The sequence below is a fragment of the Streptomyces sp. NPDC031225 genome, from assembly GCF_055570355.1.
On record NZ_JBVIHJ010000009.1, the window covers coordinates 48,302 to 72,059 of the forward strand.

Here is a 23,758-nt window from a genome sequence, read left to right on the forward strand (position 1 = left end):
GACGGCCCTGCAGCGGGGCGCTGATGGGGTCCCGCCTCAGCGGCCGGTGTCGTCGGGTCCGCGCCGGCTCGATGTGTTGGACGGGCCGGCGGCGAGGCGGCACTGTCTCCGGGTCGTCAGGCCGATCTGCCGAACCCGATCGTCGGTACCGCCCGCCGCAGTGGCCAGCCCGGGGACTCCTCCTCCGGGACCAGGGCCGCGAGGAACGCGTACCGTCGCAGGGCCTCCGGGTCCTGGGAGTCGAGGGACTGGACCTTGCGCCACCAGGAGCCGATCTCGGACCAGCCCGGCGCGGACAGGGAGCCGCCGAACTCCTGGACGGAGAGCGCGGCGGTCAGGCCGGCGAAGGCCAGCCGGTCCGCGAGCGGCCAGCCCGCCAGGGTGCTGGTGACGAAGCCCGCGACGAAGACGTCTCCGGCGCCGGTCGGGTCGAGCGCCTCGACCTCGATCGCCGGGACCTCGGCCGTCTCGCCGGTGCGCCGGTCCACGGCGTAGGCGCCGTCCGCGCCGAGGGTGACCACGGCGAGCGGCACGTGTTCGGTGAGTGCGTGCGCGGCTTCCCGGGGGCAGGTGGCGCCGGTGTACCGCATGGCCTCCTCGGCGTTCGGCAGGAAGGCCTCGCAGTGTTCGAGGTCGGCCAGGCCCGCCAGGTCCCACGCCCCGGTCTCGTCCCAGCCGACGTCGGCGAAGATCCGGGTGCCGTGGCTCGCGGCCCGGGCGATCCAGGGTGCGCGTCTGCCCGGTTCCAGCGAGGCCACCGCCGCACGCGCGCGGGGCGGGTGGTCGGGGGCGCTCTCCTGGAGGAGCGCGGCCTCCGGGGGCGGCTCGTGGCCGTGGGAGACCATCGTGCGCTCGCCCTCGTACGCCATGGAGACGGTGACCGGGGAGTGCCAGCCGGGGACGGTGCGCGACGGGGAGAGGTCGATGCCCTCGCCCTGCTCCAGCGCGTCCCAGCAGTACTCGCCGTAGTGGTCGTCGCCGAAGGCCGCGGCGAGCGAGGTGCGCAGCCCGAGGCGGGCCAGGGCGGTCGCCATGTTCGCGACACCGCCGGGGCTGGAGCCCATCCCGCGGGCCCAGGACTCGGTGCCGCGCACGGGGGCGGAGCCGAGCCCGGTGAAGACGATGTCGAGGAAGACGGTGCCGGTGAGATAGACGTCGCAGGGCGGATCGCCGGGTTCGCGCACGGCGGCCAGGGGATCGACCCGGGCCTGGCACGGCCCGGTCTCTCCGAAGTGCGACGGTCCCTTTCCGGTGGACGCGTTGGACGCGATCACGGTGCGCTCCCTGACGTGTTGCCGATCAGGCCAGTCTGCACCACACCACCGACAACGCGTCGGCGGTCACGTCCGTGCCACGCCGGACGGCCTGTGCGGCGTTCCGGAAGCGGGGCACTGCCAGTGGGGCTCTACCAACGGGCACTACCAGCGGGGCACGGCCGGTGTGACCCAACCCGGCTCGGCGACCCGCATCGCCGCCGCGTCGTCCCGCTCCCGCAGCGAACCGTCGTCGTCGAGCCACCGCTGGTGCAGGAACCGCACCTTGTCGTGGTCGAGCTCGACACCGAGGCCCGGAGCGTCGGACACCGTCACGGCCCCGCCCCGGAACGTCAGCCGCTCGGTGAGGACGTCCTCCGACTGCCACGGGTAGTGCGAGTCGCAGGCGTGGTGAAGGTTCGGCACGGTGGACGCCACATGCGTCATCGCGGCCAGCGAGATCCCGAGGTGGGTGTTGGAGTGCATGGACACGCCGACCCCGAACGTCCGGCAGATCGCGGCGAGTTGCTGGGTGTTGCGCAGACCGCCCCAGTAGTGGTGGTCGGAGAGCACCACCTGGACCGCGTCCTTGGCGAACGCCTCCTTGATCTCGGCGAAGGTCGTCACGCACATGTTGGTGGCCAGCGGCACGTCGGTCCCGGCGGACACCTCGGCCATGGCGGCGGTGCCGAGGGCGGGGTCCTCCAGGTACTCAAGGACGTCTCCGATTTCCTGGGCCACCTTCAGTGAAGTCGCCACGCTCCAGGCCCCGTTGGGGTCGAGCCGCAGCGGGTGCCCGGGGAACGCCTCGGCCAGTGCCCGTACCGCCGCGATCTCCTCGTCCGGCGGGAAGACCCCGCCCTTGAGCTTGAAGGAGGTGAAGCCGTACCGCTCGGTGAACAGGCGGGCCTGCTCGACCACCCCGGCGGGATCGACGGCGGCCCCCCAGTCGTCCTTCTCGGAGGTCACGCCTTCCGGATGGGCGGCCCACTTGTAGAACAGGTACGCGCTGTACTCGACGGCGTCCCGCACCTTGCCGCCGAGCAGCGCGTGCACGGGCAGGCCGAGTGCCTTGCCGAGGGCGTCGAGGCAGGCGACCTCGAATCCGGAGACGACGGACAGCCGGAGCTTGTCGGCGGTCTGGACGCCCCGCAGCCCGCCGACGTCGACCTGCCCGGAGACCCGGGAGGAGTCGACGGCCACCTCGTCCGCGACTGTGAACAGCCCGTTCAGGTCGCTGACCTGACGGCCGATCAGCTTCTCCGCGAACGGCCGTGCCAGCTCCAGGTACTTGGTGTCCCCGTACGTCTCCCCGACCCCAGTCACCCCGTCGGCGGTCTCGACCTCGACGATCAGCCGGGGGGTGTACGGCTGGTGGACGCCCTGCGTGTTCAGCAGCGGCGGGTCGGCGATGAGGATCGGGGTCAGGCGGACGTCGGCGATCGTGAGGTTCACAGCTGGGCTCCTACGAGGTCGAGTCCGGTGGTGAGCAGCGCCGTGAGGTCCGCCAGGTCGGCGGGGGACGGGTCGGTGAGGGGGGCGCGCACGGGTCCCACCGGGCGTCCTCGCAGCCGTGCGGCCGCCTTCACCAGGGACACGGCGTAGCCGGGCACCCGGTCGCGGAGTTCGACGAGCGGGACGTAGAAGTCGCGCAGCAGCTTGTCGACCGTGCCGTCGTCGCCGTCACGCAGGGCTGCGAAGAAGGCGTTAGCGATCTCGGGGGCGAAGGCGTGGACGGCCGAGGAGTAGGCGGGGACCCCGACGGTGGCGTAGGCGCGGGCCTGGATCTCGGCGGTGGAGGCGCCGTTGAAGAAGAGGAAGCCCTCGGGGGCGGCGAGGGTGAGGCGCTGGAGCCGGTCGAGGTCGCTGTGGCCGTCCTTGAGGCCGATGACGCCGGGGATCGCGGCGACGCGCCTGAAGGCGTCCACACCGAAGGCGACCTGGCCGCGCTGGTAGGCGATGAGCGGCAGCCGGGTCCGGTGCGCGATCTGCTCCAGCTGGGCGACGAGACCGTCCTGCGGGGCGGCGACCAGGTAGTGCGGGAGGACGAGCAGGGCGTCCGCGCCCGCCTCCTCGGCGATCCGGGCGAAGCGGACGGCCTGGGCCCAGCCGTAGCCGGTCCCGGCGACGACGGGCAGCCGGCCGCCGGCCTCCTCGACCGCGATGGTGACGACCTGCCGGTACTCGTCCTCGTCGAGCGAGAAGAACTCGCCGGTGCCGCAGGCCGGGAAGAGAGCGCCTGGGCCGGTGGCGATCTGGGCGGCGACGTGCGCGCGGAAGCCGTCCGGGTCGAGGGTGCCGTCGTCGTGGAAGCTCGTGAGCGGGAACGACAGCACACCGTGTGCCATGCCGTCCCGCAGTCGTCGGGCCGTGTCCGGATCGAGGGCCACCCTCAGTCATCTCCCCATGTAGATGCAATCTACGTATGAAGATGGAGATTAGATACGCGAACCGTTCTCGTCAATGGGGCGACGCGAGGTTTGGCGGGACGATTACGATCGGCGCATGTCGGAGACAGGGGGCGAACGCCCGGAGAGCGCTGGCGTCCGCGAGGTGAAGTCGGCGGCCCGCACGGTCGAACTCCTCGAACTGCTGGCGGCGCGCGGCGACCGGCCGGCCCGGCTGCAGGAGCTCGCGGCCGCCCTGGAGGTGCCGCGCAGTTCGATGTACGCGCTGCTCCAGACCCTGATCTCGCGCGGCTGGGTCCGCACGGACAGCACCGGCTCGCTCTACGGCATCGGCATCCACGCCCTGCTCACCGGCACCAGCTACCTGGACTCCGACCCGCGCGTCCAGGCCGTACGGCCCTATCTCGACGAGGCGTCCCAGGCGCTGGGCGAGACGATCCACCTGGGGCGGCTCGACGGCCGGGACGTGGCGTATCTGGCGACCCGCGAATCGCACGAGTACCTGCGGACCATCAGCAGGGTGGGCCGCCGCCTGCCCGCGCACGCGGGCGCGCTGGGCAAGGCACTCCTGGCCGAGTGTCCCGACGAACGGGTGCCCGAGGGGCCGTACGAGGCGCTCACCCCGAACTCCCACACCACCCGCGACTCCCTGCTGGCCGACCTCGCCGAGGTCCGCGCCCGCGGCTACGCGGTCGACCGCGAGGAGGGCGTCCCCGGGATCGTCGGCTTCGGCTTCGCCCTGCGCTACGACTCCCCCGCCCAGGACGCCGTCAGCTGCTCGGTCCCGGTCGCCCGCCTCACACCGGAACACGAGCAGCAGATCATCGCGGTGATGCGGGAGATCAGGGGCAAGATCGAGGCGACGGCACGGGGCACGGGGGGCGCGCCGAACTGGCGTTGACCGCACCGGAAAAGGAACTCTGCTACCCGCCATCACTCGTCCCAAACGGAACGTGAGTCAGATCACGCCACCCGGGCTTCTTCCGCAACCGCGTGCTTGATACAAATTCTCTTCGCGCGTTCCTGTCCGTCGACGGCCTGCGCCCACCCCCTTCTTGAGCCGCTTCTTTCGCATGCCCTGGGAACGCCCGTGTCCGCCCGTCGCTCCACCCTGCCCTGGCCCCTCGTCGCCCTCTTCACAGCCGGGTACCTCGCCCCCTATCTCCTGCCCACCACCGTCGGAAGGCTCGACTCGGGGCTTGCTCTGACCGCCACCGAGGCGGGTGCCGTCGGCAGCGCGCTGCTGCTGAGCTCGGCGGCCGCCGGCTTCCTGCTCGCCTCCCGCGTCGACCGCATCGGCCCCCGCACACTGGCCCGCGTCGGCCTCACCCTCGCCGTCCTCGGCTACGGCGGCGCCGCCCTCGCCCACGCCGTCCCGGCCGTCGTCGCGGGCGCGCTGATCGGCGGTTTCGGATCCGGTACGTCGACGGCGGTGGCCGCCACCGGCATCGCCGCCCAGCCGGACCCGCACCGCACGACCACCGTCGGCCTCCTCGGCGTCTCCGCGCTCGCGGGCGCCGTCTACCTCACCGTGCCGCACCTGGGCCCCGGTCACGGCCAGCCGTTGGCCGCGATCGCCCTCACCGCCCTCGCGGTCTGGCCGCTGACGAGCCGCCTCCCGCTGTGCACGGCCCCCGCCCGCAGCCGGGACACCGGCACCCCGCTCCCCCACCTCCGAGCCGGCCTCCTCCTCGCCGTCGCGCTCCCGTGCTGGTCCCTCGCCCAGAACGCCCTCTGGGGCGTCAGCGGCCGCATCGGCCTCACCCAGGCCCACCTCTCCGAGACCACGGTCGGCGCGGTCTTCGCGATCGCGCTCGGCACCGGACTGCTGGGGGTCGTCGGAGCCGGCGCGCTCGGCCCACGGCTCGGCCGCGCCCTGCCCATCGGCGGCGGCACGGTCCTCATCGCCGTCTGCATCACCCTCAGCGCCTCCGCGCACGACCTGACGTCCTTCGCGGCCGGCGAGATCGCCTGGAACACGCTCTACCCGATCGTCCTGTCGTACGTCATCGGCCTCGCCGCCTCCCTCGACCCCCGTGGACGCTGGGCGGTCCTGGTCGGCTCGGCGTCATCGCTGGGCACGGCGGCGGGCCCGCTGACCGGCAGCCTCCTCGCCTCCCAGGCCGGCTTCCCGGCGATGGGCACGGTCCTGGCAGCGGGCCTGCTGGTGATCGCCGTACCGATGACGGCGGTGGCGATGGGGGCGGGGCGCCGGACATTGCCGGTCGTGGAGGTCCAGCTGGAGACCCAGGCATACGACAAAGCAACGGCCGCGTGAGTGCCTTTGGTCTTTAGGGGCGCGGGGCTGTGTCGATCAGCGGCTCCGCCGCGGGGCGCGACAAGCCACGACGGCGCGGCAGACGACAACGCACCTCAGAACTCGTACGCATCAACTTCCGCAAGATACCGAGCCCGCAGCTCCTCATCATGCTCAAGGAAGGACGCAAGGAACGAGTTCCGGGCAAGCTCCCGCAACCGCTCCTCACTCAGCCCCAGAGTCTTCTGAACGGCCTCGAAGTTGTCGCCCGCGTATCCACCGAAGTACGCGGGGTCGTCGGAGTTCACCGTGCACATCAACCCGGCATCCAACATCGCGGGCAACGGATGATCGGCCAGCACATCGACCGTACGGAGCCGCACGTTGGACAGCGGGCACAGAGTCAACGGCACCCGGTCCCGCACAAGGCGAGCCACCAGCTCAGGCGACTCCACGCACCGCAGCCCGTGGTCGATCCGCTCCACCCCGAGCACGTCCAGCGCCTCGACGATGTACTCCGGCGGCCCCTCCTCCCCGGCGTGAGCCACCCGCCGCAGCCCCAGTGCGGCCGCGGCCTCGTACACCTCGCGGAACTTCACCGGCGGATGCCCCACCTCGGCGGAGTCGAGCCCGACCCCGACGATCCGGTGGAGATACGGCTTGGCGGCCTCAAGGGTCGCAAGGGCCGACTCGGCCGACTCGTCCCGCAGGAAGCACATGATCAGCTGCGTGGAGACGCCGTGGTTCGCCACGCTGCTGCCCAGCGCCCGCCACAGCCCCTCGACGACCGTCCCCATGTCCACGCCCCGCGCGATGTGCGCCTGCGGGTCGAAGAAGATCTCCGCGTGCCGTACCCCCTGCGCGGCGGCCCGGGCAAGGTACGCGTTGGCCAGGTCCTCGAAGTCCCGCTCGGTGCGCAGGACGGCCATGAGCTCGTAGTACAGGTCCAGGAAGGACTGGAGGTCCTCGAACCGGTACGCCTTGCTCAGTGCGTCCGCGTCGGCGTAGGGCAGTTCGACGCCGTTGCGCGCGGCCAGCTCGAAGGCCAGCTCAGGCTCCAGGGTGCCTTCGATGTGCAGGTGCAGTTCAGCTTTGGGGAGGGACATCGAAGCATCGTACGGCTGCTTTATCCCCGTTTCGGAACCGGGACCCTCAGGAGGTCGTGGGCCACGGTCAGCTCGCCCTCGTATCCGGCCGCCCGCGCCTGCCGCTCGAACTCCTCCGGCTCCGGGTAGCGCTGGCTGAAGTGGGTGAGCACGAGGTGCCGTACACCGGCGTCACGGGCCACGCGTGCCGCCTGACCTGCCGTCAGGTGGCCGTGGTCGACCGCCAGTTGCTCGTCCTCGTCGAGGAAGGTCGACTCGATGACGAGCATGTCGACGCCGTCCGCGAGGGCGTGGACGCCGTCGCACAGGCGGGTGTCCATGACGAACGCGAACCGCTGGCCCTGGCGGACCTCGCTGACGTCGTCGAGGGAGACGCCGTTCAGGGAGCCCTCCCGCTGGATGCGTCCGACGTCGGGCCCCTTGATGCCGTGTGCGGCGAGGCGGTCCTGGATCATGCGCCGGCCGTCGGGCTCGGTGAGGCGGTAGCCGTAGGACTCGACGGGGTGGGACAGCTTGCGGGCGTCCAGGGTGTAGCCGCCGGTCCGCGCGATCACTCCGTCCTCGGCGACCGGCGCCTCGGTGAGCCGGACCGTCTCCCGGTACGCCGTCGCGTACCGGAGCCGGTCGAAGAAGCGCTGCCCCGACTTCGGGTAGTGGGCGGTGATCTCGTGCGGGACCCGGTCGAGGTTGATGCGCTGGATCACGCCCGCGAGGCCCAGGGAGTGGTCGCCGTGGAAGTGGGTGACACAGATCCGGTTGAGGTCGTGGGCGGCGACACCGGCGCGCAGCATCTGGCGCTGGGTGCCCTCGCCGGGGTCGAAGAGGATGCCCTCGCCGTCCCACCTCAGCAGGTAGCCGTTGTGGTTGCGGTGCCTGGTGGGGACCTGGCTGGCTGTGCCGAGGACGACCAACTCACGTACGGACACGACGAGTTACCCGGGGGGCCACTGGAGGCCGCGGCCGCCGATCACATGGGCGTGGGCGTGCCAGACGGTCTGGCCGGCGCCGCTGCCCGTGTTGAAGACGGTGCGGTAGCTGTCCAGCTTCTCGTCGTGGGCGACCGCCTCGGTCTCGCGCAGGACGTCGGCGGCGAGTTCGGGCGCGGCGGCGGCGAGGGCGGCGGCGTTCTCGTGGTGGGCCTTGGGGATCACGAGGACGTGGGTGGGCGCCTGGGGGTTGATGTCCCGGAAGGCGACGGTGGTGTCCGTCTCACGGATGATCGTCGCCGGGATCTGGCCTGCGACGATCTTGCAGAACAGGCAGTCGTCCTGGGGTTCCCCTGGCATGTGGTTCCTTCCGTACGAGATCCTGAGGCATCTTAACGAGGCAGGCTCGGTGGCGTCTTCGCAGGACTGTCCTCCAGCGCCGCCAGGGCGATCCGCACCGCCTCGTCGAGCTGTGTGTCCCTTTCCGCCGCGTGGTCCTGGGGCCTCTGCAGCACCTCCACGTCGGGATCGACGCCGTGGTTCTCGACCCCCCACTCGTACCCCTCCAGCCAGAAGGCGTACTTGGGCTGGGTGATCAGCGTGCCGTCGACCAGGCGGTAGCGGCTGTCGATGCCGATGACGCCGCCCCACGTGCGGGTGCCCACCACCGGGCCGATGCCCAGCGCCTTGATCGCCGCGTTGACGATGTCGCCGTCGGAACCCGAGAACTCGTTCGCCACCGCCACGACGGGACCGCGCGGCGCGTCCCTCGGATAGCTGTACGGCCGCATCCCGCGCGGCAGCGCCCAGCCGACGATCCTGCGGGCCAGCTTCTCGACGACCAGCTGGGAGGTGTGGCCGCCGCGGTTCTCGCGGACGTCGACCACGAGGCCCTCGCGGGCCACCTCGACGCGCAGGTCGCGGTGGATCTGGGCCCAGCCCGGAGCCTGCATGTCGGGGACGTGCAGATATCCCAGCCGGCCGCCGGACTTCTCGTGGACGTAGGCCCGCCGGTCGGCGACCCACGCGTGGTAGCGCAGCGGCTCCTCGTCGGAGATCGGTACGACGACGGCGTGCCGCAGGTCGCCGCCGCCGGACGGGGAGATGGTGAGCTCGACCGGTTTGCCCGCCGTGCCGACCAGAAGGGGGCCGGGGCCGGTGACCGGGTCGACCGGGTGGCCGCCGACGGCGACGATCGCGTCCCCGGCCCGGACCGCGGCGCCGGGTGCGGCCAGCGGGGAGCGGGCGGCCGGGTCGGAGGTCTCGGTCGGCAGGATTCGGTCGATGCGCCACTGTGCCGACCCCTGGGGGCCGTCCTCGTGGCGGGAGATGTCGGCGCCGAGGAGTCCCTGCCGGGGGCCGTGGCCGTGGCCGCCGCGCGGGGTGACATAGGCGTGGGAGGTGCCGAGTTCGCCGTGCACCTCCCAGAGGAGGTCGACCAGGTCGTCGTGGGTGGCGAGCCGGTCGAGGACCGGGCGGTAGCGGTCGAGGACGCCGTTCCAGTCGACGCCGCTCATGTCGGGCCGCCAGAACTGGTCCCGCATGATGCGGCCGGTCTCCTCGAACATCTGCCGCCACTCGGCCGACGGGTCGACGGTCTGCCGGATCCGCCCGAGGTCGACGGTGATGTTCGTGTCGCTGTCGTCGTCGGAGGCGGCGCGCCGGTCGCTCGGTACGACCTTCAGCCGGCCGTCGGTCCACAGCAGGACGCGCTTTCCGTCGCCGCTGACGGCGAAGTGGTCGGCGTCGACGGCGAGGTGTTCGAGGCGCTGCTGGGCGAGGTCGTAGCGCTGCAGGTCGGTCTTGGGGTCGGGGTCGTCCGGGGTGGCCCGGGAGGAGCCGAGGACGCCCTGGACGGGGTGCCGGAGCCACAGGACGCCGTCCTTGGCGGCGCGCAGGTTGGAGTAGCGGCCGGCCTCGACCGGGAAGGGCACGATCCGGTCGGCGAGGCCTTCGAGGTCGATGCGGGTGGCCGGGGTGCCCTCGCTGTCGGGGGTCTCGTCCTTGTCGGGGGCCTCGAAGGGGCGGCCGTGCCGCTGCGGGCCGAAGGGGGACGGGGTGGTCGCGGCCAGGGTGATCAGGTGCGGGCGGTCGCCGACGACGAAGGCGAGGTCGAAGACGTGCTCGTCGTAGACCGGGTCGAAGGAGCGGTTGGAGAGGAAGGCCAGGTGTTTGCCGTCGAGAGTGAAGGCGGGGGCGTAGTCCTGGAAGCGCAGCGGGGTCGCCTCGGTGACCGAGAGGTCGGTGGTGTTGGCGAGGCGGAGCTGGCAGAGCGGCTCGGGGCCGGGGTGCGACCAGGCGAGCCAGGCCGAGTCGGGCGAGAAGGTGAGGCCCCGTGCGTCGCCGTCCTCGCTGCGGTCGACCTCGCGGACCTCGCCGGTCTCCCGCTCGACGAGCAGGACGCGGCCGTCGTGCGCGGCGACCGCGGCCCGGCTGCCGTCGGGGGCCATCGCGAGGCCGAGGACGCGGCCGAGCTGTCCGGCGGCGAGGCGGCGCGGGGTGGCGCCGGGGGCGAGGCCGGTGGCGGGCGCGAACTCCAGGGCGTCGTCGCCCTCCGCGTCGGTCACCCACACCACCCACTCCTCGCCCTCCGTGCGGAAGGTGCGCGGCAGCCGGGCTCGGACGCCGGGTTCGGCGGCGAGCGCGCGGGCCGGGCCAGAGCGGTGGGTGACCCAGTGGACGGCTCCGCGTACGGCGACCGCGCTGCCGCGCGCGGTGTGGTCGGGGGCGGCGGACCCGAACCAGTGGGCGGCGTTCACCGGGAACGGCTGCCGGTCGGCACGCCGGCCGGCCGGGCGGATATCCAGGCGGCGCGGTTCGGCGCCGTCGAGGTCGTCGAGGATCCACAGCTCGCCGGCGGAGGTGTAGACGACCCGGGTGCCGTCACCGGAGGCGTGCCGGGCGTAGTAGCCGTCGAGGGGGGTGTGCCGTCGCAGGTCGGAGCCGTCGGCGAGGGAGGAGTAGAGGGCGCCGGTGCCCTCGTGGTCGGAGAGGAAGGCGATGCGCTCCCCCGCCCACACCGGGTATTCGAGGTTCCCGTCCAGGTCCTCGTGCAGCCTGACGAACTCGCCGTCGCTCTCGCGGTCGATCCACAGCTTGCCCGCCGTGCCGCCCCGGTACCGCTTCCACCAGGCGGCCTCCCGGCCCATGGGCGCGGAGAGCACCACGGTCGCCGGGCCGTACGCGACATGCCCGACCGGGCCGTACGGCAGGACGGTGCCGGGTCCGCCGTCGAGCGGGAGGGCGTGCGCCCAGCTGCGGCGCAGGCTGGCCCGGCCGTGGGTGGTGATCGCGAGGACGTGCCCGTCCGGGGTCCAGCCGCGCACCTGGGTGCGTGAACTGCCCCAGTGGGTCAGCCTCCTGACCGGTCCTCCGTCGACCGGGGCGATGTGCACCTCGGGGGCGCTGCCGCAGGGGGAGGTCCAGGCGACGGTGGCGCCGTCGGGCGAGATACGGGGGTGGTTGACGGGCACGTTGTCCGTGCTGACCCGCCAGGCGCGGCCGCCGTCGAGCGGCGCGAGCCACACGTCGTCCTCGGCGGTGAAGGCCACCAACTCGCCCTGCAGATGCGGAAACCGGAGATATGCGGACGTCGCAGGCTGTGTCACCCGGTCACCCTATGCACGGGTGGTCCCCGTGCACAGGGGTTTCGATCACTTGCCGTCGGGCCAGCACTGCGGGTCCTTCTGGCACCAGATGGTCTTGGTGACCGTCACGGTGACGGTGGGGCCGGGCTGTCCCGGGTTGTTGACCGGCGGCGTGGGCGTGGTGGTGCAGTCGCCGAGTCCCTGCACGTGGAACCACTGCCTGCCGCCCACCATGGCGGTGAGGTCGCCGCGCACACACGCGCCGCTGACGGCCCGGGTCACCTTGCCCTTGACGGTGATGTCCTTGCCGTCGCGTGTCTTGCCCTTGCAGTCGACGGTGGCGACGGTGTTCACACTGGCGCTGGGTGTCCTGTCGCCGTTGTCGTACGAGGCCGTGCAGGTCAGCCAACTCACGTCGGCCTTCTGCCGGTTCAGCTCCTTGGTGACCAGCTGGTCGGTGGTGTACGCGATGGTCGCGGAGCTGACCGCGCCGGCCGGATCACAGGCGGCGACCCCGCCCACGGCCAGTACGGCACCCCCGACCACGCCCGCCACTCGCACCCCGCGCGGCCGACGCCCGTTCCGTCTCAACGCCACCATGGAGGGCAGCCTGCCACTGTCCCGCCCCGGAGGGTAGGGCGCATACAGCCACTCGCGCGCCGGTCGGGCGGATGCGCGGGGATCGTGCGGCGAGAAGGCTCGTCGCGGGCGACCGGACCTGCATGGGGAGCGTCCGGCACAAGCACCGGGACGGCGGCGTCGGCCGCGACGCGCTCCATCCGATCCCCGCCGGGGTCCGCACCCGGATCGTCATGCGGGACGAGCTGCCCGACGGCGGCGACTCCTGCCGGGAGCCCGGGAGTTGGACGGCGGGGACCTCTTCGACGCGGTGCTCAGCCGCGCAGCAGCAGCCACTCCTGAAGTTCCACCAGGTTCCCCTCCGGGTCCTTGAGGTGGGCGACCCGCATGCGTTCCGTCATGGGGACCGGGCCGCGCAGCAGGGTGGCGCCGCGGGCGGTGATCTGCTCGCAGTAGGCGTCCAGTTCGTCGACGCGCAGCACCACAAGGGAGCGGTGGCCGGTGGCCGTGTCGCCCAGTTCGCCGAGGACCGCCGCCATCATCGACCGGTCCTGGAGGGCGATGCCCGCCGAACCGGTGGCGGGACTGAACTTCTCGTACGGTCCGCCCGTCGCCCCCGACTGGGGCTTGAGGCCGAGGACGTCGGCGTAGAAGTGGTAGCAGGCGGCGAAGTCGCTGACGAGCAGGCGGACCTGGGCGAGTTCCACGGTGTTCCTCTCGGCTCAGGACCAGCGGCCGGTACGGCCCAGGAGCAGGGCCGCTGCCGCCGTCCCGGCGGTTGATGTCCGCAACACGGTAGGCCCGAGGACATACGCCCGCGCACCCGCCTCCTCGAAGAGCGCCAACTCGTCCTTGGCGACACCCCCTTCGGGGCCGACGACCAGCACGATCTCACCCTCCTCGGGGAGTTCGGCGGTGGCGAGGGGCTCACCGGGGTGGTCGAAGTCGGAGTGGAGCACGGCGGCGAAGTCGGCTTCGGCGAGAAGTGAGGCAACCTGTTTCGTCGTCGCCGCGTCCGCGATCTCGGGGAACCGCAGCCGCCTGGACTGCTTGCCGGCCTCGCGGGCGGTGGCCCGCCACTTACCGAGCGACTTCAGTCCCCGTTCGCCCTTCCACTGGGTGATGCAGCGGGCAGCCTGCCAGGGCACGACGGCGTCGACGCCGACCTCCGTCATGGTCTCGACGGCCACCTCACCGCGGTCGCCCTTGGGCAGTGCCTGGACGACGGTGATACGGGGCTGCGCCCGGGGTTCCTCGGACACCGAGTCCAGTTGGACGATCAGCCGGTCCTTGCCCTCGGTACCGAGCACCACGCAGTCGGCCCAGCGCCCGGCCCCGTCGGTGAGGATGACGTCCTCGCCGGGCTGGAGCCGCTTCACGGAGACGGCATGGCGCCCTTCGGGGCCGTCGAGGACGTACCGTCCGCCGCTCCCCGGCTCGGTCTGCTCGACGAAGCCCTCGACGACGAACACGGGTGCGGTCATCGCAGGTCCCCCTTGGCCGACAACGCTGTCCTGGCGTCCGCGAGTTCGGCCGCGAGGAGCTCCACGAGCTGTCCCGCGGGCAGTTCCCGTGCCATCCGGTGCCCCTGTCCGGCCCACAGCGACATGCCCTGCGCGTCCTTGGCCTTGGCGGCGGCCTTGCGCAGGGGCGCGGTGAGGTGGTGGATCTCGGGATAGGCGGCGGGGGCGTACGGGCCGTGCTCGCGCAGGAAGCGGTTGACCAGGCCGCGGGCGGGGCGGCCGGAGAAGGCGCGGGTCAACTCGGTGCGCACGTAGAGGGGGTTGGTCAGCGCCTGCTTGTGCACGTCGTGGGCGCCGGACTCGTGCGTGGCGAGGAACGCCGTGCCGAGCTGGGCCGCGTCGGCTCCGGCGGCGAGGACGGCGGCGATCTGGCTGCCGCGCATGATGCCGCCGGCGGCGACGATCGGAAGGGTCACCGTCTCGCGTATCTGGGTCACGAGGGACAGAAGGCCGAGGCCTGAGTTGTCCTGCTCGGGGATGTCCCGGTGGGTGCCCTGGTGACCACCGGCCTCCACGCCCTGGGCGATCACGGCGTCGGCGCCCGCGTACTGCACGGCGAGGGCCTCCTCGGGCGTGGTCGCGGTGACGAGGGTGAAGGTGCCGGCCCGGCGCAGCGCCTCCAGGGCCTCGCCGCTCGGGATGCCGAAGTGGAAGGAGGCCACCTTGACCCGGTTGTCGAGCAGGACGGCGAGCTTGGCGTCGTAGCCGTCGTCACGTCCGCTGTCGGGGTCGCCGAGCTCGGTCTCGTACCAGGTGGCCTCGCCGGCCAGCTGGTGGGCGTAGACCTCGACGGCGGCCGGGTCCGCGGACTCCGGCTGCGGCATGAAGAGGTTGACGCCGAAGGGCCGTCCGGTGAGCCCCCGAAGCTGCTTGATCTCCTGGTACATCCCGTCGGCCGTCTTGTGCCCGGCGGCGAGGAAACCGAGCCCGCCCGCATCGGACACGGCGGCGGCGAGCCTCGGCACGGAGACGCCGCCCGCCATGGGGGCCTGCACGATCGGGTGAGGGAAGAGATCGGTCAGTGCGGAGGACATGACGGCATGTTGTCACGTCCTCCGGACAAGTCCGAATCCGCCCTTCGACCCCGCGCGGACCACCGGAACACAGCCCGACGACCGGCGGATTCCGGCCCGGGCCGCACGCTCAACGGCTCACGCGCGACCGTTGAACGCGTCCTTCAGCCGGGAGAACAAGCCCTGCTGTCCGGGCTGGAACTGCCCGGTGGGCCGCTCCTCGCCCCGCAGCTTGGCCAGTTCGCGCAGCAGCCGTTCCTGCTCGGGGTCGAGCTTGTTCGGGGTCTGGACCTCGACGTGGACGATGAGGTCGCCCCGCCCGCCGCCGCGCAGATGCGTGACGCCCCGGCTGTGCAGCGGGATCGACTGGCCGGACTGGGTACCGGGCCGGATGTCGACCTCCTCCATGCCGTCCAGCGTCTCCAGCGGCACCTTGGTACCGAGGGACGCCGCCGTCATCGGGAGCGTGACCGTGCAGTGCAGATCGTCGCCGCGCCGCTGGAACTGCGAGTGCGGGAGTTCGTGGATCTCGACGTAGAGGTCACCGGCGGGACCGCCGCCGGGGCCGACCTCGCCCTCACCGGCGAGCTGGATCCGGGTGCCGTTGTCGACACCGGCCGGGATCTTGACCGTCAGCGTCCGGCGCGAGCGGACCCGGCCGTCGCCGGCGCACTCCGGGCACGGGGTCGGGACCACGGTGCCGAAGCCCTGGCACTGCGGGCACGGCCGCGAGGTCATGACCTGGCCCAGGAAGGACCGCGTCACCTGCGACACCTCGCCGCGGCCGCGGCACATGTCACACGTCTGCGCGGAGGTTCCCGGCGCCGCGCCCTCACCGCTGCAGGTGGTGCAGACGATCGCCGTGTCGACCTGGATGTCCTTCGTCGTGCCGAAGGCCGCCTCGTCGAGCTCGATCTCCAGCCGGATCATGGCGTCCTGGCCGCGCCGGGTCCGCGAGCGCGGACCCCGCTGCGAGGCCGTACCGAAGAACGCGTCCATGATGTCCGAGAAGTTCCCGAACCCACCGGCTCCGAAGCCGCCCGCGCCACCGCCGCCGGCCTGCGAGAGCGGGTCGCCGCCGAGGTCGTAGACCTGCTTCTTCTGCGGGTCCGACAGCACCTCGTAGGCGGCGTTGATCTCCTTGAACCGCTCCTGGGTCTTCGGATCCGGGTTGACGTCCGGGTGCAGCTCGCGAGCGAGCCGACGGAACGCCTTCTTGATCTCTTCCTGCGACGCGTCGCGGCGCACGCCGAGAACGGCGTAGTAGTCCGTGGCCACTTACGACTCCGCCAGGATCTGTCCGACGTACCGTGCCACTGCGCGTACCGCTCCCATCGTTCCCGGGTAATCCATGCGGGTCGGTCCGACCACGCCGAGCTTGGCGACCGCCTCGTTGCCCGAACCGTAGCCGACCGACACCACTGAAGTGGAGTTGAGTCCCTCGTAGGCGTTCTCGTGACCGATGCGTACGGTCATGCCCGAATCTCCGGCCTCACCAAGGAGTTTGAGGAGGACGACCTGCTCCTCCAGAGCCTCCAGGACGGGCCGGATGGTGAGGGGAAAGTCATGTCCGAAGCGGGTGAGATTGGCGGTGCCGCCGATCATCAGCCGCTCCTCGTTCTCCTCGACGAGCGTCTCCAGGAGAGTGGAGAGCACCGTGGTGACGGTACCCCGGTCCTCGACGTCGAACCCCTCCGGCAGGTCCTCGACCAGCCGGGGCACATCGGCGAACCGCCGCCCCGCGACCCGGCTGTTGAGCCGCGCCCGCAGATCGGCGAGCGAGGCCTCCCCGAAGGGCGCCGGGCAGTCGACCATGCGCTGCTCGACCCGGCCGGTGTCCGTGATCAGCACGAGCATCACGCGCGCGGGGGCGAGCGAGAGCAGCTCCACGTGCCGCACGGTCGAGCGGGTCAGTGAGGGGTACTGCACGACGGCGACCTGCCGGGTGAGCTGCGCGAGCAGCCGCACGGTCCGGGCCACGACGTCGTCGAGGTCCACGGCGCCGTCGAGGAAGTTCTGGATCGCGCGCCGCTCGGGCCCGGTCATCGGCTTGACGCCGGCCAGCTTGTCGACGAAAAGGCGGTATCCCTTGTCCGTGGGGATCCGCCCGGCACTGGTGTGCGGCTGGGCGATGAACCCCTCGTCCTCCAGGGCCGCCATGTCGTTGCGGACGGTCGCCGGGGACACTCCGAGGTTGTGCCGCTCGGTCAGGGCCTTCGACCCGACCGGCTCCTCGGTGCCGACGTAGTCCTGGACGATGGCGCGCAGCACCTGGAGCCTGCGTTCATTCAGCATCGCGCACCACCTCCAGAAAGTCGTCCCTGTCGCCTCGCCTGGCACTCTGTCCGTCCGAGTGCCAGCGCTCCCGGGCCAGTGTACGGCGGTGGGGTACTCCCGGGGCAAGGCTGGTCCCGGCGTGACGGGTTGTACGGCTAGCGTCGCGGTATGACGGTGACTTGGGAAGAGCTCGGGTGGGAGCGGGTCGCGGCCGGGGTGGGGCGGTGCCGGCTGCCCGGCTGGGACTGCACGGCGGGCCTGGTGATCGGCGAGGGCACGGCCCTGCTGATCGACTCCGGCTCGAGCCTCGCGGAGGGCGCCCGCCTGCGCGCGCAGGCCGAGGAACTCGCCGGTCACCGTGTGACCCATCTCGCGCTCACCCACCCCCACTTCGACCATGTCCTCGGCGCGGCGGCGTTCACGGGGGCGGAGGTGTTCGGCGCGGTGGGCGTGGAGACGGTGCTGGCGGGGCGCCTGGGCCGCGCGGAACTGCGGGCGGACGCGGTACGCAACGGCCTGGACTCCTCGTCGGCGGACGAGGCGGTGGACGCGCTCGTCTCCCCCCGGCATCACGTCTCCGGTGAGTGGACGCTCGACATGGGCGGCGGCCGGCAGGTCCTGCTGGCGAACGTGGGCCCCGGCCACACGGCTCACGACCTCGTGGTCCTCGTCCCCGGTGCGCCGGAGGTGGTCTTCTGCGGCGACCTGGTCGAGGAGTCGGGCGAACCGCAGGCGGGCCCGGACGCCGTACCGCCGCGCTGGCCCGCCGCTCTTGACCGGCTGCTGGAGCTGGGCGGCGAGGACGCGCTGTACGTGCCCGGTCACGGAGCGGTGGTGAACGCGGCGTTCGTACGGGCCCAGCGGGACGCGCTGGCGGCACGCTTCGGCGTGTCGTAGTGCTGGTCGTGGTGCTCCTCGGGCCGCTTCTCCTATCGTCATCCGAATGCGCCAGTACTCCGCCGACCTGACCCCTCCGTGGAAGAAGCCCAAGCCGGTGCCGGAGGTGCCCGCCGAGCCCGGTCTGGTGGTCGAGGAGCCGGGCACCGGTTTCTGCGGCGCGGTGATCCGCTGCGAGGCGGGCGCGGTGACCCTGGAGGACCGCTTCGGCAAGCACCGGGTGTTCCCGCTGGAGCCCCGCGGTTTCCTGCTGGAGGGCCGGGTGGTGACCCTGGTCCGGCCCGCGGCCGCGGCTCCCGTACGACCCTCACGGACCGCCTCCGGATCGGTGGCCGTCCCCGGCGCACGCGCGCGTGTGGCCCGCGCCGGCCGGATCTACGTCGAGGGCCGCCACGACGCGGAACTGGTGGAGAAGGTCTGGGGCGACGACCTGCGCATCGAGGGCGTGGTCGTGGAGTACCTGGAGGGCGTGGACGACCTTCCGGCGATCGTGGCCGAGTTCGCGCCGGGTCCGGACGCCCGGCTGGGTGTGCTGGTGGACCATCTGGTGCCGGGCAGCAAGGAATCCCGGATCGCGGCGTCGGTGACCAGCGAGCACGCGCTGGTCGTCGGCCACCCGTACATCGACATCTGGGAGGCGGTGAAGCCGTCGTCCCTCGGCATCGAGGCGTGGCCTCGGGTACCGCACGGCCAGGACTGGAAGACGGGCGTCTGCAAGGCCCTGGGCTGGCCGTCGGAGAACACGGGCGCGGTGTGGCAGGCGATCCTGAAGCGGGTGGGGTCCTACCGGGACCTGGAGCCGGAGCTGCTGGGGCGGGTGGAGGAACTGATCGACTTCGTCACGGATAGCGGTGGGGTTTGACGCCGGGGAACGTTCCGAACTCACGGGTGTCGAGCTCCAGACCCAGAACGTCGAGCGACAGCGGTTCACCGAACTTCGCGATGTGCTGAGTCCGATAGTCGGCGTCCTCGCCCTTCCCCTCGGGTTTCGTCAGCAGAACGCACTGCGCCATGATCGGATCGACGATGAGATAGGCAGGTACTTTCCCCGCAGCATAGATCGAACGCTTGACACCGTAGTCCCGGTGAACACTGGTCTTGGAAACGACCTCGACGACCGTCGTGATCAATTGAGAGGGCAGCAAACGCCCCGAACCGGGCAGGATGTCACGCGCGACGACCACCAGGTCGGGAACCGGTTCGCTCGCCTCGTCGATGAGGTCGACATCCTGGGTCTGCAGGGGATACCAGCGATCCAGTGGGATCTGCCTCTCCGTGAGCAGCACGATCAGGTTGTGCACCAGATCAGGGCTGGCCACCATCACGATTTCCCCGCGCAGAAGCTCCACCTTGAGTCCGTCGGGCGGCTCAAAACCCTCGAAGAACTCTGCGACTCCACGTTCGTCCACAGCGGTCATCTCCGTGGCCTCCACATTCGCCGCGACCTTTTGGCGGCAGCCTGCGAACCAGGTTAGGGACCGAACCGGCGTTCCGCACCGATTCCCTCCGCCGGGTGATCAATCCACCAGATCCCGTACCACCGCGTCGGCCAGCAGCCGCCCGTGCAAGGTCAGCACGGCCCGCCCCTCCTCATAGGGCGCTCCCTGAAGCAGCCCCTCCCCCAGCGCCCGCCGGGAAGCCGCCAGCCCCTCCTCACGCAGCAGCGACAACGGCACCCCCTCCACCAGCCGCAGCTCCAGCAGGATCCGCTCGACCCGCCGGTCCTCGTCCGACAGCAGCTCCCGCCCCGCCCCCGGGGACCGCCCCGCGGCCAGCGCCCCCGCATACGCACCCGGATGCTTCACGTTCCACCAGCGCACCCCGCCCACGTGCGAGTGCGCCCCGGGCCCGGCGCCCCACCAGTCGGCCCCGCGCCAGTACAGCTCGTTGTGCAGGCACCGGCCCGCGTCCGAGGTGGCCCAGTTGGACACCTCGTACCAGTCGAACCCGGCGCCCGACAGGACGTCCTCCGCGATCAGGTACCGGTCCGCGTGGACGTCGTCGTCGGTCATCGGGACCTCGCCCCGGCGGATACGACGAGCCAGCTGGGTGCCTTCCTCGACGATCAGGGCGTACGCCGACACGTGATCCGGACCGGCCCCGATCGCCGCCTCCAGGGAGGCCCGCCAGTCGTCGTCCGTCTCACCCGGGGTGCCGTAGATCAGGTCCAGGTTCACGTGGTCGAAGCCCGCCGCCCGGGCCTCCGCCACGCACGCCTCGGGCCGCCCCGGCGTGTGGGTACGGTCCAGCACCTTCAGCACATGCTGCTTCGCGCTCTGCATCCCGAAGGACACCCGGTTGAAGCCGCCGTCCCGCAGGGCGGTCAGGTACGCCGGGTCGACCGACTCCGGGTTCGCCTCGGTCGTCACCTCCGCGTCCGGCGCGAGCCCGAACTCGTCCCGGATCGCACCCAGCATCCGTACGAGGTCCCCGGCGGCCAGCAGGGTCGGCGTGCCGCCGCCCACGAACACCGTGCGGACCGGGCGCGGATCGTCGCCGAGGACCTTCCGGGCGAGCCGGATCTCGTCGATCAGGGTGTCCGCGTAGTTGTCGCGGGAGGCCAGCACCCCGCCCGAACCGCGCAGCTCGGTCGCGGTGTAGGTGTTGAAGTCGCAGTAGCCGCAGCGGGTCGCGCAGTACGGGACGTGCAGATAGAAACCGAGGGGGCGCTCGGCGGCTCCGGCGAGCGCGGACGCGGGAAGCGAACCGTCGTCGGGAACGGGTTCGCCGTCGGGGAGTGCGGAAGGCATGCCTTCCATTGTCCAGCACCCGGCCGGGGGCTACTCCGCCTGCAGCACCAGCAGCGCCAGGTCGTCCTCCGGGGGCCGCCCCCCGAACTCGTGCACCAGCCGTCTGATGCGCTCCGCGATCAGCTCGGCGTCCAGCCCCGCGCACCCAGCCAGGGCCTGGGCGAGCCCGTCCTCGTCGTCGAACTGCCGGGGGCCGCTGCGCCGCTCGGTCACACCGTCGGTGACACACAGCAGGCTGTCGCCGGGGCGCAGCTCGAAGGTCTCGCTGGTGTACGTCTCGTCCTCGACGACGCCGATGAGGGTCTGCGGCCGTGCGACCGTACGGACCGTGCCCTCGGCCCCGAGCAGCAGCGGCAGCGGGTGTCCGGCGGAGGCGAGGGTGCAGCGCACTCCGCCGTCGAAGGGCACGAGCTCGCCGTAGAGGAGGGACAGGAAACGGGTCTGGGGGCCGTCCGCGGGGTTCGCGGGACGTCCGCCCGCGGAGGCCAGGGCCCGCGCCGCCGCGTCCGCGGCCTCCGTCGCGTCGTCGAGGAGCAGCTGGTTGAGGCGGTCCAGGACGTCGGCGACGCGGTAGCCCTCGCGGGCCAGCAGCCGCAGCCAGGGACGGGCAAGACCGATGACCACGGCGGCCTCGGGGCCCTTGCCCTGGACGTCGCCGAGGGCGAAGCACCAGCGGCCGTCGTCGGCCGGGAAGAGGTCGTAGAAGTCGCCGCTGGGCCCGCCCTTGTCGCACGGCTCGTACACCAGGGCGCTGCGCACGCCGGGGATCTCGGCGACCGCGCCGGGCAGCAGACCGCGCTGGAGCACCGCGCTGATGGTGGCCTGCCGGGCGTACTGGCGGGCCGCGCCGATGGCGAGCGCCACCCGGCGGCTGAGGTCCTCGACGAGCCCGGTGATCTCGTCGGGGAAGGACAGCAGCCCGGCCCGGCCGATGACCAGGCTGCCCAGTGGGCGGCCGCCTGCGGTGAGGCGGTAGGCGAGCGCGGAGCCGTGGGTGCTGTGCGGGCCGAGCGCCTCGCCGGGCCAGGGGAAGGGCGCGGGCCCGGGGCGGTCCGCGCCGGAGGGGCCCGGGGGCTCCTTCTCCAGAGCGCGCCGCAGGTCCTCGATCCGGGCCTCGGTGCCGTGCCACACCCGGGCCAGCCGGGGTCCGGGCGCGGCGCCCTCGCCCGGCCCGTTATCGGCCCCGCCGGGGCGAGGGGATCCCCAGCGTCCGGCGACCTCGTCCTCCAGCCACACCGCGCACCAGTCGGCCAGCCGCGGCACGATCAGCTGGCCGGCCAGCGCGGCGACGAGGTCCTCGTCGAGTTGCCCGGCGAGCAGATCGGAGGCCTCGGCGAGGAAGGACAGGGCGCCGCGGTTGAGCCAGTCCCGGTCCTGCTCACCGCGGGAGGCGGGGGGCACCGGTGCCTGGGGCGGTTCCGGGGCGAGTTTCCCGGCGACCCGCAGCGCCAGCTCGTGCGCGCCCTCCGGCTCCCGTCGGTGCGCGCTCCCCGGCTCCCGTTCGTGCGCGCCGTCCGGCTCCCGTTCCTGCGTGGCCTCCCCGGCGTACGCCTGGATGCCGTCGAGGGCCTCCTTGCCGCCGGCCGGCAGTTGCGCCCACACCGTCTTGGCGCCGGTGCGGTAGGTGACGCCCCAGGACTCGGCGAGGGCGGCGACCAGGCGCAGTCCGCGCCCGTACTCGGGTATGCCGTACGACAGTTCGGGGTCACCGTCGTGCGGGGCGCGCGAGGGGTGGTGGTCGAGGACCTCGATGACGAGGGCGCCGGTGCGCGCCTCCAGCCGGCAGTGCAGTTCGACGTCGGTGCCCGCGTGCACGACGGCGTTGGTGACGAGCTCGCTGATCACGACCACTCCGTCGTCGGCCTGCCGGTCGGTGAGGAACTCGGTGCCGGGCAGGGCGAGTTCGGTCCACTCGGCGATCGTGGCCCGTAACAGGGCCCGGGCCGAGGCCGGCGCGAACGGAACGCCGGGGAGGGTGGCCTGGGCGTACGCCGGGGCGTACGGGAGCGCGCCGTCACCGGGCACCGGCGCGACGGACGCACGGGCAACACACTCCCGTTGCACCGGAATGGCCCCCATGGCCGTCTCCCCGAGCAGTTCGGACGAATACGCCTCAGTCGATGCGGACAGAGTGACAGACTGGCCACGCCCATAAGCGCCGAGTTACCGAAGTGGGCCGCCATGAGTGAGAACAGTGGTATCCCTGTGCTCGAAGACGGACAGAAAGGTGACCGGATTCGTGCATCGGATCTGCGCCCTCTGCTCGCCGCCATGACCGCGGCCCGGGACGGTGACTTCACGAAGCTGCCGGAGACCGGCGACGGGATCGTGGCCGAACTGACGGCTGTCTTCAACCAGCTGGTGGACCGCAACGTCCACTTCACCGGCGAGGTCACCCGGGTCAAGCGGGAGCTGGTGCGGCACGGCCGGCTCGACGAGCGGCTCTCCCCCAGCCCCGGGCAGGGCTCGTGGACCTCCCGGGTCAACGACGTGAACCAGCTGCTCGACGCCCTGGTGGCCCCGGCCGCCAACGCGACCCGGGTCCTGGACGCGGTGGCCGGCGGTGATCTGACCCAGCGGGTCGATCTGCACGACGGCAACCGGCAGTTGCGCGGTGATCTGCGGCGGCTGGGTCAGGCCGTGAACAAGATGGTCGACCAGCTCTCCCTGTTCACCGGTGAGGTGACCCGGGTGGCCCGTGAGGTGGGTACCGAGGGGCGGCTCGGCGGGCGGGCCAAGGTGTCGGGTCTGTCGGGCAGTTGGCGGGATGTGACCGAGGCGGTCAACACCATGGCGTCCCGGCTGACCGCGCAGGTCCGTGACATCGCCCTGGTGACCACGGCGGTGGCCCGCGGCGACCTCACCCGCACGGTCACGGTCGAGGCGACCGGTGAGCTGCTCGAACTGAAGCTCACCGTGAACACGATGGTCGACCAGCTCTCCGCCTTCGCCGACGAAGTCACGCGGGTGGCCCGCGAGGTCGGCACCGAGGGGCAGTTGGGCGGACGGGCCCAGGTACGGGGCGTGTCCGGGGTCTGGAAGGACCTCACCGACAACGTCAACTTCATGGCGTCGAACCTGACCTCTCAGGTCCGCAACATCGCCCAGGTGACGACGGCCGTGGCCAACGGCGATCTGTCGCAGAAGATCACGGTCGACGCGCAGGGCGAGATCCTGGAGCG

General features: G+C 72.1%; 21 protein-coding genes. 5 read left to right on the forward strand and 16 right to left on the reverse strand.

Translation table 11 applies throughout. From position 1 onward, the window contains the following. Positions 1–116: 116 nt before the first annotated feature. The 3 genes from ACZ48Z_RS17220 to ACZ48Z_RS17230 all read right to left on the reverse strand — a co-directional run bounded on the left by ACZ48Z_RS17220 (position 117) and on the right by ACZ48Z_RS17230 (position 3,601). Complete coding sequence (locus ACZ48Z_RS17220) at positions 117–1,274, reverse strand: carbohydrate kinase family protein (protein WP_468736678.1); 1,158 nt, start codon at positions 1,272–1,274, stop codon at positions 117–119. 144 nt (positions 1,275–1,418) lie between these two features. Beyond that, a complete protein-coding gene (locus ACZ48Z_RS17225; protein WP_468736679.1) occupies positions 1,419–2,708 on the reverse strand; it encodes a glucarate dehydratase family protein in 1,290 nt (429 codons plus the stop codon). Further along, positions 2,705–3,601, reverse strand: a complete 897-nt coding sequence (locus tag ACZ48Z_RS17230; protein ID WP_468736877.1) for a 5-dehydro-4-deoxyglucarate dehydratase — start codon at positions 3,599–3,601, stop codon at positions 2,705–2,707. Before ACZ48Z_RS17230 ends, ACZ48Z_RS17225 begins: the two co-directional genes overlap by 4 nt. Before the next feature lie 157 nt (positions 3,602–3,758). On the opposite strand from ACZ48Z_RS17230, the gene ACZ48Z_RS17235 reads away from it, so the two are divergent. Beyond that, the gene (locus ACZ48Z_RS17235) at positions 3,759–4,562 is read left to right on the forward strand and encodes an IclR family transcriptional regulator (protein ID WP_468736680.1); all 804 of its coding nucleotides are present in this window, start codon (positions 3,759–3,761) and stop codon (positions 4,560–4,562) included. A gap of 189 nt (positions 4,563–4,751) precedes the next feature. Further along, positions 4,752–5,939 (forward strand): MFS transporter, encoded by a 1,188-nt coding sequence (locus ACZ48Z_RS17240; RefSeq protein WP_468736681.1) that lies wholly within the window; start codon positions 4,752–4,754, stop codon positions 5,937–5,939. Between the two features lie 95 nt (positions 5,940–6,034). Here ACZ48Z_RS17240 and ACZ48Z_RS17245 read toward each other — a convergent pair whose 3' ends face one another. The 10 genes from ACZ48Z_RS17245 to hrcA form a co-directional block, all read right to left on the reverse strand. After that, positions 6,035–7,024, reverse strand: coding sequence for an adenosine deaminase (locus ACZ48Z_RS17245; protein WP_468736682.1), 990 nt, complete (start codon positions 7,022–7,024; stop codon positions 6,035–6,037). Positions 7,025–7,044: 20 nt separating this feature from the next. Then, a complete protein-coding gene (locus ACZ48Z_RS17250; RefSeq protein WP_468736683.1) occupies positions 7,045–7,950 on the reverse strand; it encodes a ribonuclease Z in 906 nt (301 codons plus the stop codon). Between the two features lie 6 nt (positions 7,951–7,956). Continuing rightward, the gene (locus tag ACZ48Z_RS17255; protein ID WP_328747422.1) at positions 7,957–8,310 is read right to left on the reverse strand and encodes an HIT domain-containing protein; all 354 of its coding nucleotides are present in this window, start codon (positions 8,308–8,310) and stop codon (positions 7,957–7,959) included. Positions 8,311–8,342: 32 nt separating this feature from the next. After that, on the reverse strand, positions 8,343–11,558 hold the full coding sequence (locus ACZ48Z_RS17260; protein ID WP_468736684.1) for a S41 family peptidase: 3,216 nt from the start codon (positions 11,556–11,558) through the stop codon (positions 8,343–8,345). 45 nt (positions 11,559–11,603) lie between these two features. Further along, a complete protein-coding gene (locus tag ACZ48Z_RS17265) occupies positions 11,604–12,137 on the reverse strand; it encodes a hypothetical protein (protein WP_468736685.1) in 534 nt (177 codons plus the stop codon). Positions 12,138–12,430: 293 nt separating this feature from the next. Continuing rightward, a complete protein-coding gene (locus ACZ48Z_RS17270; RefSeq protein WP_468736686.1) occupies positions 12,431–12,823 on the reverse strand; it encodes a VOC family protein in 393 nt (130 codons plus the stop codon). A gap of 15 nt (positions 12,824–12,838) precedes the next feature. After that, the gene (locus ACZ48Z_RS17275; protein ID WP_468736687.1) at positions 12,839–13,600 is read right to left on the reverse strand and encodes a 16S rRNA (uracil(1498)-N(3))-methyltransferase; all 762 of its coding nucleotides are present in this window, start codon (positions 13,598–13,600) and stop codon (positions 12,839–12,841) included. Then, complete coding sequence (locus tag ACZ48Z_RS17280) at positions 13,597–14,673, reverse strand: nitronate monooxygenase (RefSeq protein ID WP_468736688.1); 1,077 nt, start codon at positions 14,671–14,673, stop codon at positions 13,597–13,599. Before ACZ48Z_RS17280 ends, ACZ48Z_RS17275 begins: the two co-directional genes overlap by 4 nt. Positions 14,674–14,790: 117 nt before the next feature. Continuing rightward, positions 14,791–15,930 carry a molecular chaperone DnaJ gene (gene dnaJ, locus ACZ48Z_RS17285; protein ID WP_328747429.1) on the reverse strand — a complete coding sequence of 380 codons (1,140 nt, stop codon included), beginning with the start codon at positions 15,928–15,930 and terminating at the stop codon, positions 14,791–14,793. Beyond that, entirely contained in the window at positions 15,931–16,947 is a 1,017-nt protein-coding gene (hrcA, locus tag ACZ48Z_RS17290; RefSeq protein WP_468736689.1) for a heat-inducible transcriptional repressor HrcA, read from the reverse strand. A 150-nt stretch (positions 16,948–17,097) separates the two neighbouring features. Between hrcA and ACZ48Z_RS17295 the strand changes: the two genes are divergently transcribed. Both ACZ48Z_RS17295 and ACZ48Z_RS17300 read left to right on the forward strand, forming a co-directional pair. Then, positions 17,098–17,826 (forward strand): MBL fold metallo-hydrolase, encoded by a 729-nt coding sequence (locus tag ACZ48Z_RS17295; RefSeq protein WP_468736690.1) that lies wholly within the window; start codon positions 17,098–17,100, stop codon positions 17,824–17,826. A 46-nt stretch (positions 17,827–17,872) separates the two neighbouring features. Beyond that, positions 17,873–18,688 (forward strand): DUF3097 domain-containing protein, encoded by an 816-nt coding sequence (locus ACZ48Z_RS17300; protein ID WP_468736691.1) that lies wholly within the window; start codon positions 17,873–17,875, stop codon positions 18,686–18,688. On the opposite strand, the gene ACZ48Z_RS17305 is transcribed toward ACZ48Z_RS17300, so the two are convergent. From ACZ48Z_RS17305 to ACZ48Z_RS17315, 3 genes are all read right to left on the reverse strand, one after another. After that, entirely contained in the window at positions 18,666–19,244 is a 579-nt protein-coding gene (locus ACZ48Z_RS17305; protein WP_468736692.1) for a Uma2 family endonuclease, read from the reverse strand. The genes ACZ48Z_RS17300 and ACZ48Z_RS17305 overlap by 23 nt on opposite strands. A 99-nt stretch (positions 19,245–19,343) precedes the next feature. Further along, entirely contained in the window at positions 19,344–20,576 is a 1,233-nt protein-coding gene (hemW, locus tag ACZ48Z_RS17310; protein WP_468736693.1) for a radical SAM family heme chaperone HemW, read from the reverse strand. Between the two features lie 30 nt (positions 20,577–20,606). After that, positions 20,607–22,655 carry a SpoIIE family protein phosphatase gene (locus ACZ48Z_RS17315; RefSeq protein ID WP_468736694.1) on the reverse strand — a complete coding sequence of 683 codons (2,049 nt, stop codon included), beginning with the start codon at positions 22,653–22,655 and terminating at the stop codon, positions 20,607–20,609. A gap of 102 nt (positions 22,656–22,757) precedes the next feature. Here ACZ48Z_RS17315 and ACZ48Z_RS17320 point away from each other — a divergent pair. Beyond that, positions 22,758–23,758, forward strand: a 1,001-nt coding sequence (locus ACZ48Z_RS17320) for a HAMP domain-containing protein (protein WP_468736695.1), incomplete at its 3' end; no start/stop codon positions are given.

Bases quoted from the DNA above. Each gene is read 5' to 3' on its own strand.
- ACZ48Z_RS17230 (WP_468736877.1), bottom strand. From the start codon at position 3,601: ATGGCACACGGTGTGCTGTCGTTCCCGCTCACGAGCTTCCACGACGAC.
- ACZ48Z_RS17235 (WP_468736680.1), top strand. From the start codon at position 3,759: ATGTCGGAGACAGGGGGCGAACGCCCGGAGAGCGCTGGCGTCCGCGAG.
- ACZ48Z_RS17245 (WP_468736682.1), bottom strand. From the start codon at position 7,024: ATGTCCCTCCCCAAAGCTGAACTGCACCTGCACATCGAAGGCACCCTG.
- ACZ48Z_RS17255 (WP_328747422.1), bottom strand. From the start codon at position 8,310: ATGCCAGGGGAACCCCAGGACGACTGCCTGTTCTGCAAGATCGTCGCA.
- ACZ48Z_RS17265 (WP_468736685.1), bottom strand. From the start codon at position 12,137: ATGGTGGCGTTGAGACGGAACGGGCGTCGGCCGCGCGGGGTGCGAGTG.
- ACZ48Z_RS17275 (WP_468736687.1), bottom strand. From the start codon at position 13,600: ATGACCGCACCCGTGTTCGTCGTCGAGGGCTTCGTCGAGCAGACCGAG.
- ACZ48Z_RS17280 (WP_468736688.1), bottom strand. From the start codon at position 14,673: ATGTCCTCCGCACTGACCGATCTCTTCCCTCACCCGATCGTGCAGGCC.
- hrcA (WP_468736689.1), bottom strand. From the start codon at position 16,947: ATGCTGAATGAACGCAGGCTCCAGGTGCTGCGCGCCATCGTCCAGGAC.
- ACZ48Z_RS17295 (WP_468736690.1), top strand. From the start codon at position 17,098: ATGACGGTGACTTGGGAAGAGCTCGGGTGGGAGCGGGTCGCGGCCGGG.
- ACZ48Z_RS17300 (WP_468736691.1), top strand. From the start codon at position 17,873: ATGCGCCAGTACTCCGCCGACCTGACCCCTCCGTGGAAGAAGCCCAAG.
- ACZ48Z_RS17305 (WP_468736692.1), bottom strand. From the start codon at position 19,244: ATGACCGCTGTGGACGAACGTGGAGTCGCAGAGTTCTTCGAGGGTTTT.
- hemW (WP_468736693.1), bottom strand. From the start codon at position 20,576: ATGCCTTCCGCACTCCCCGACGGCGAACCCGTTCCCGACGACGGTTCG.
- ACZ48Z_RS17315 (WP_468736694.1), bottom strand. From the start codon at position 22,655: ATGGGGGCCATTCCGGTGCAACGGGAGTGTGTTGCCCGTGCGTCCGTC.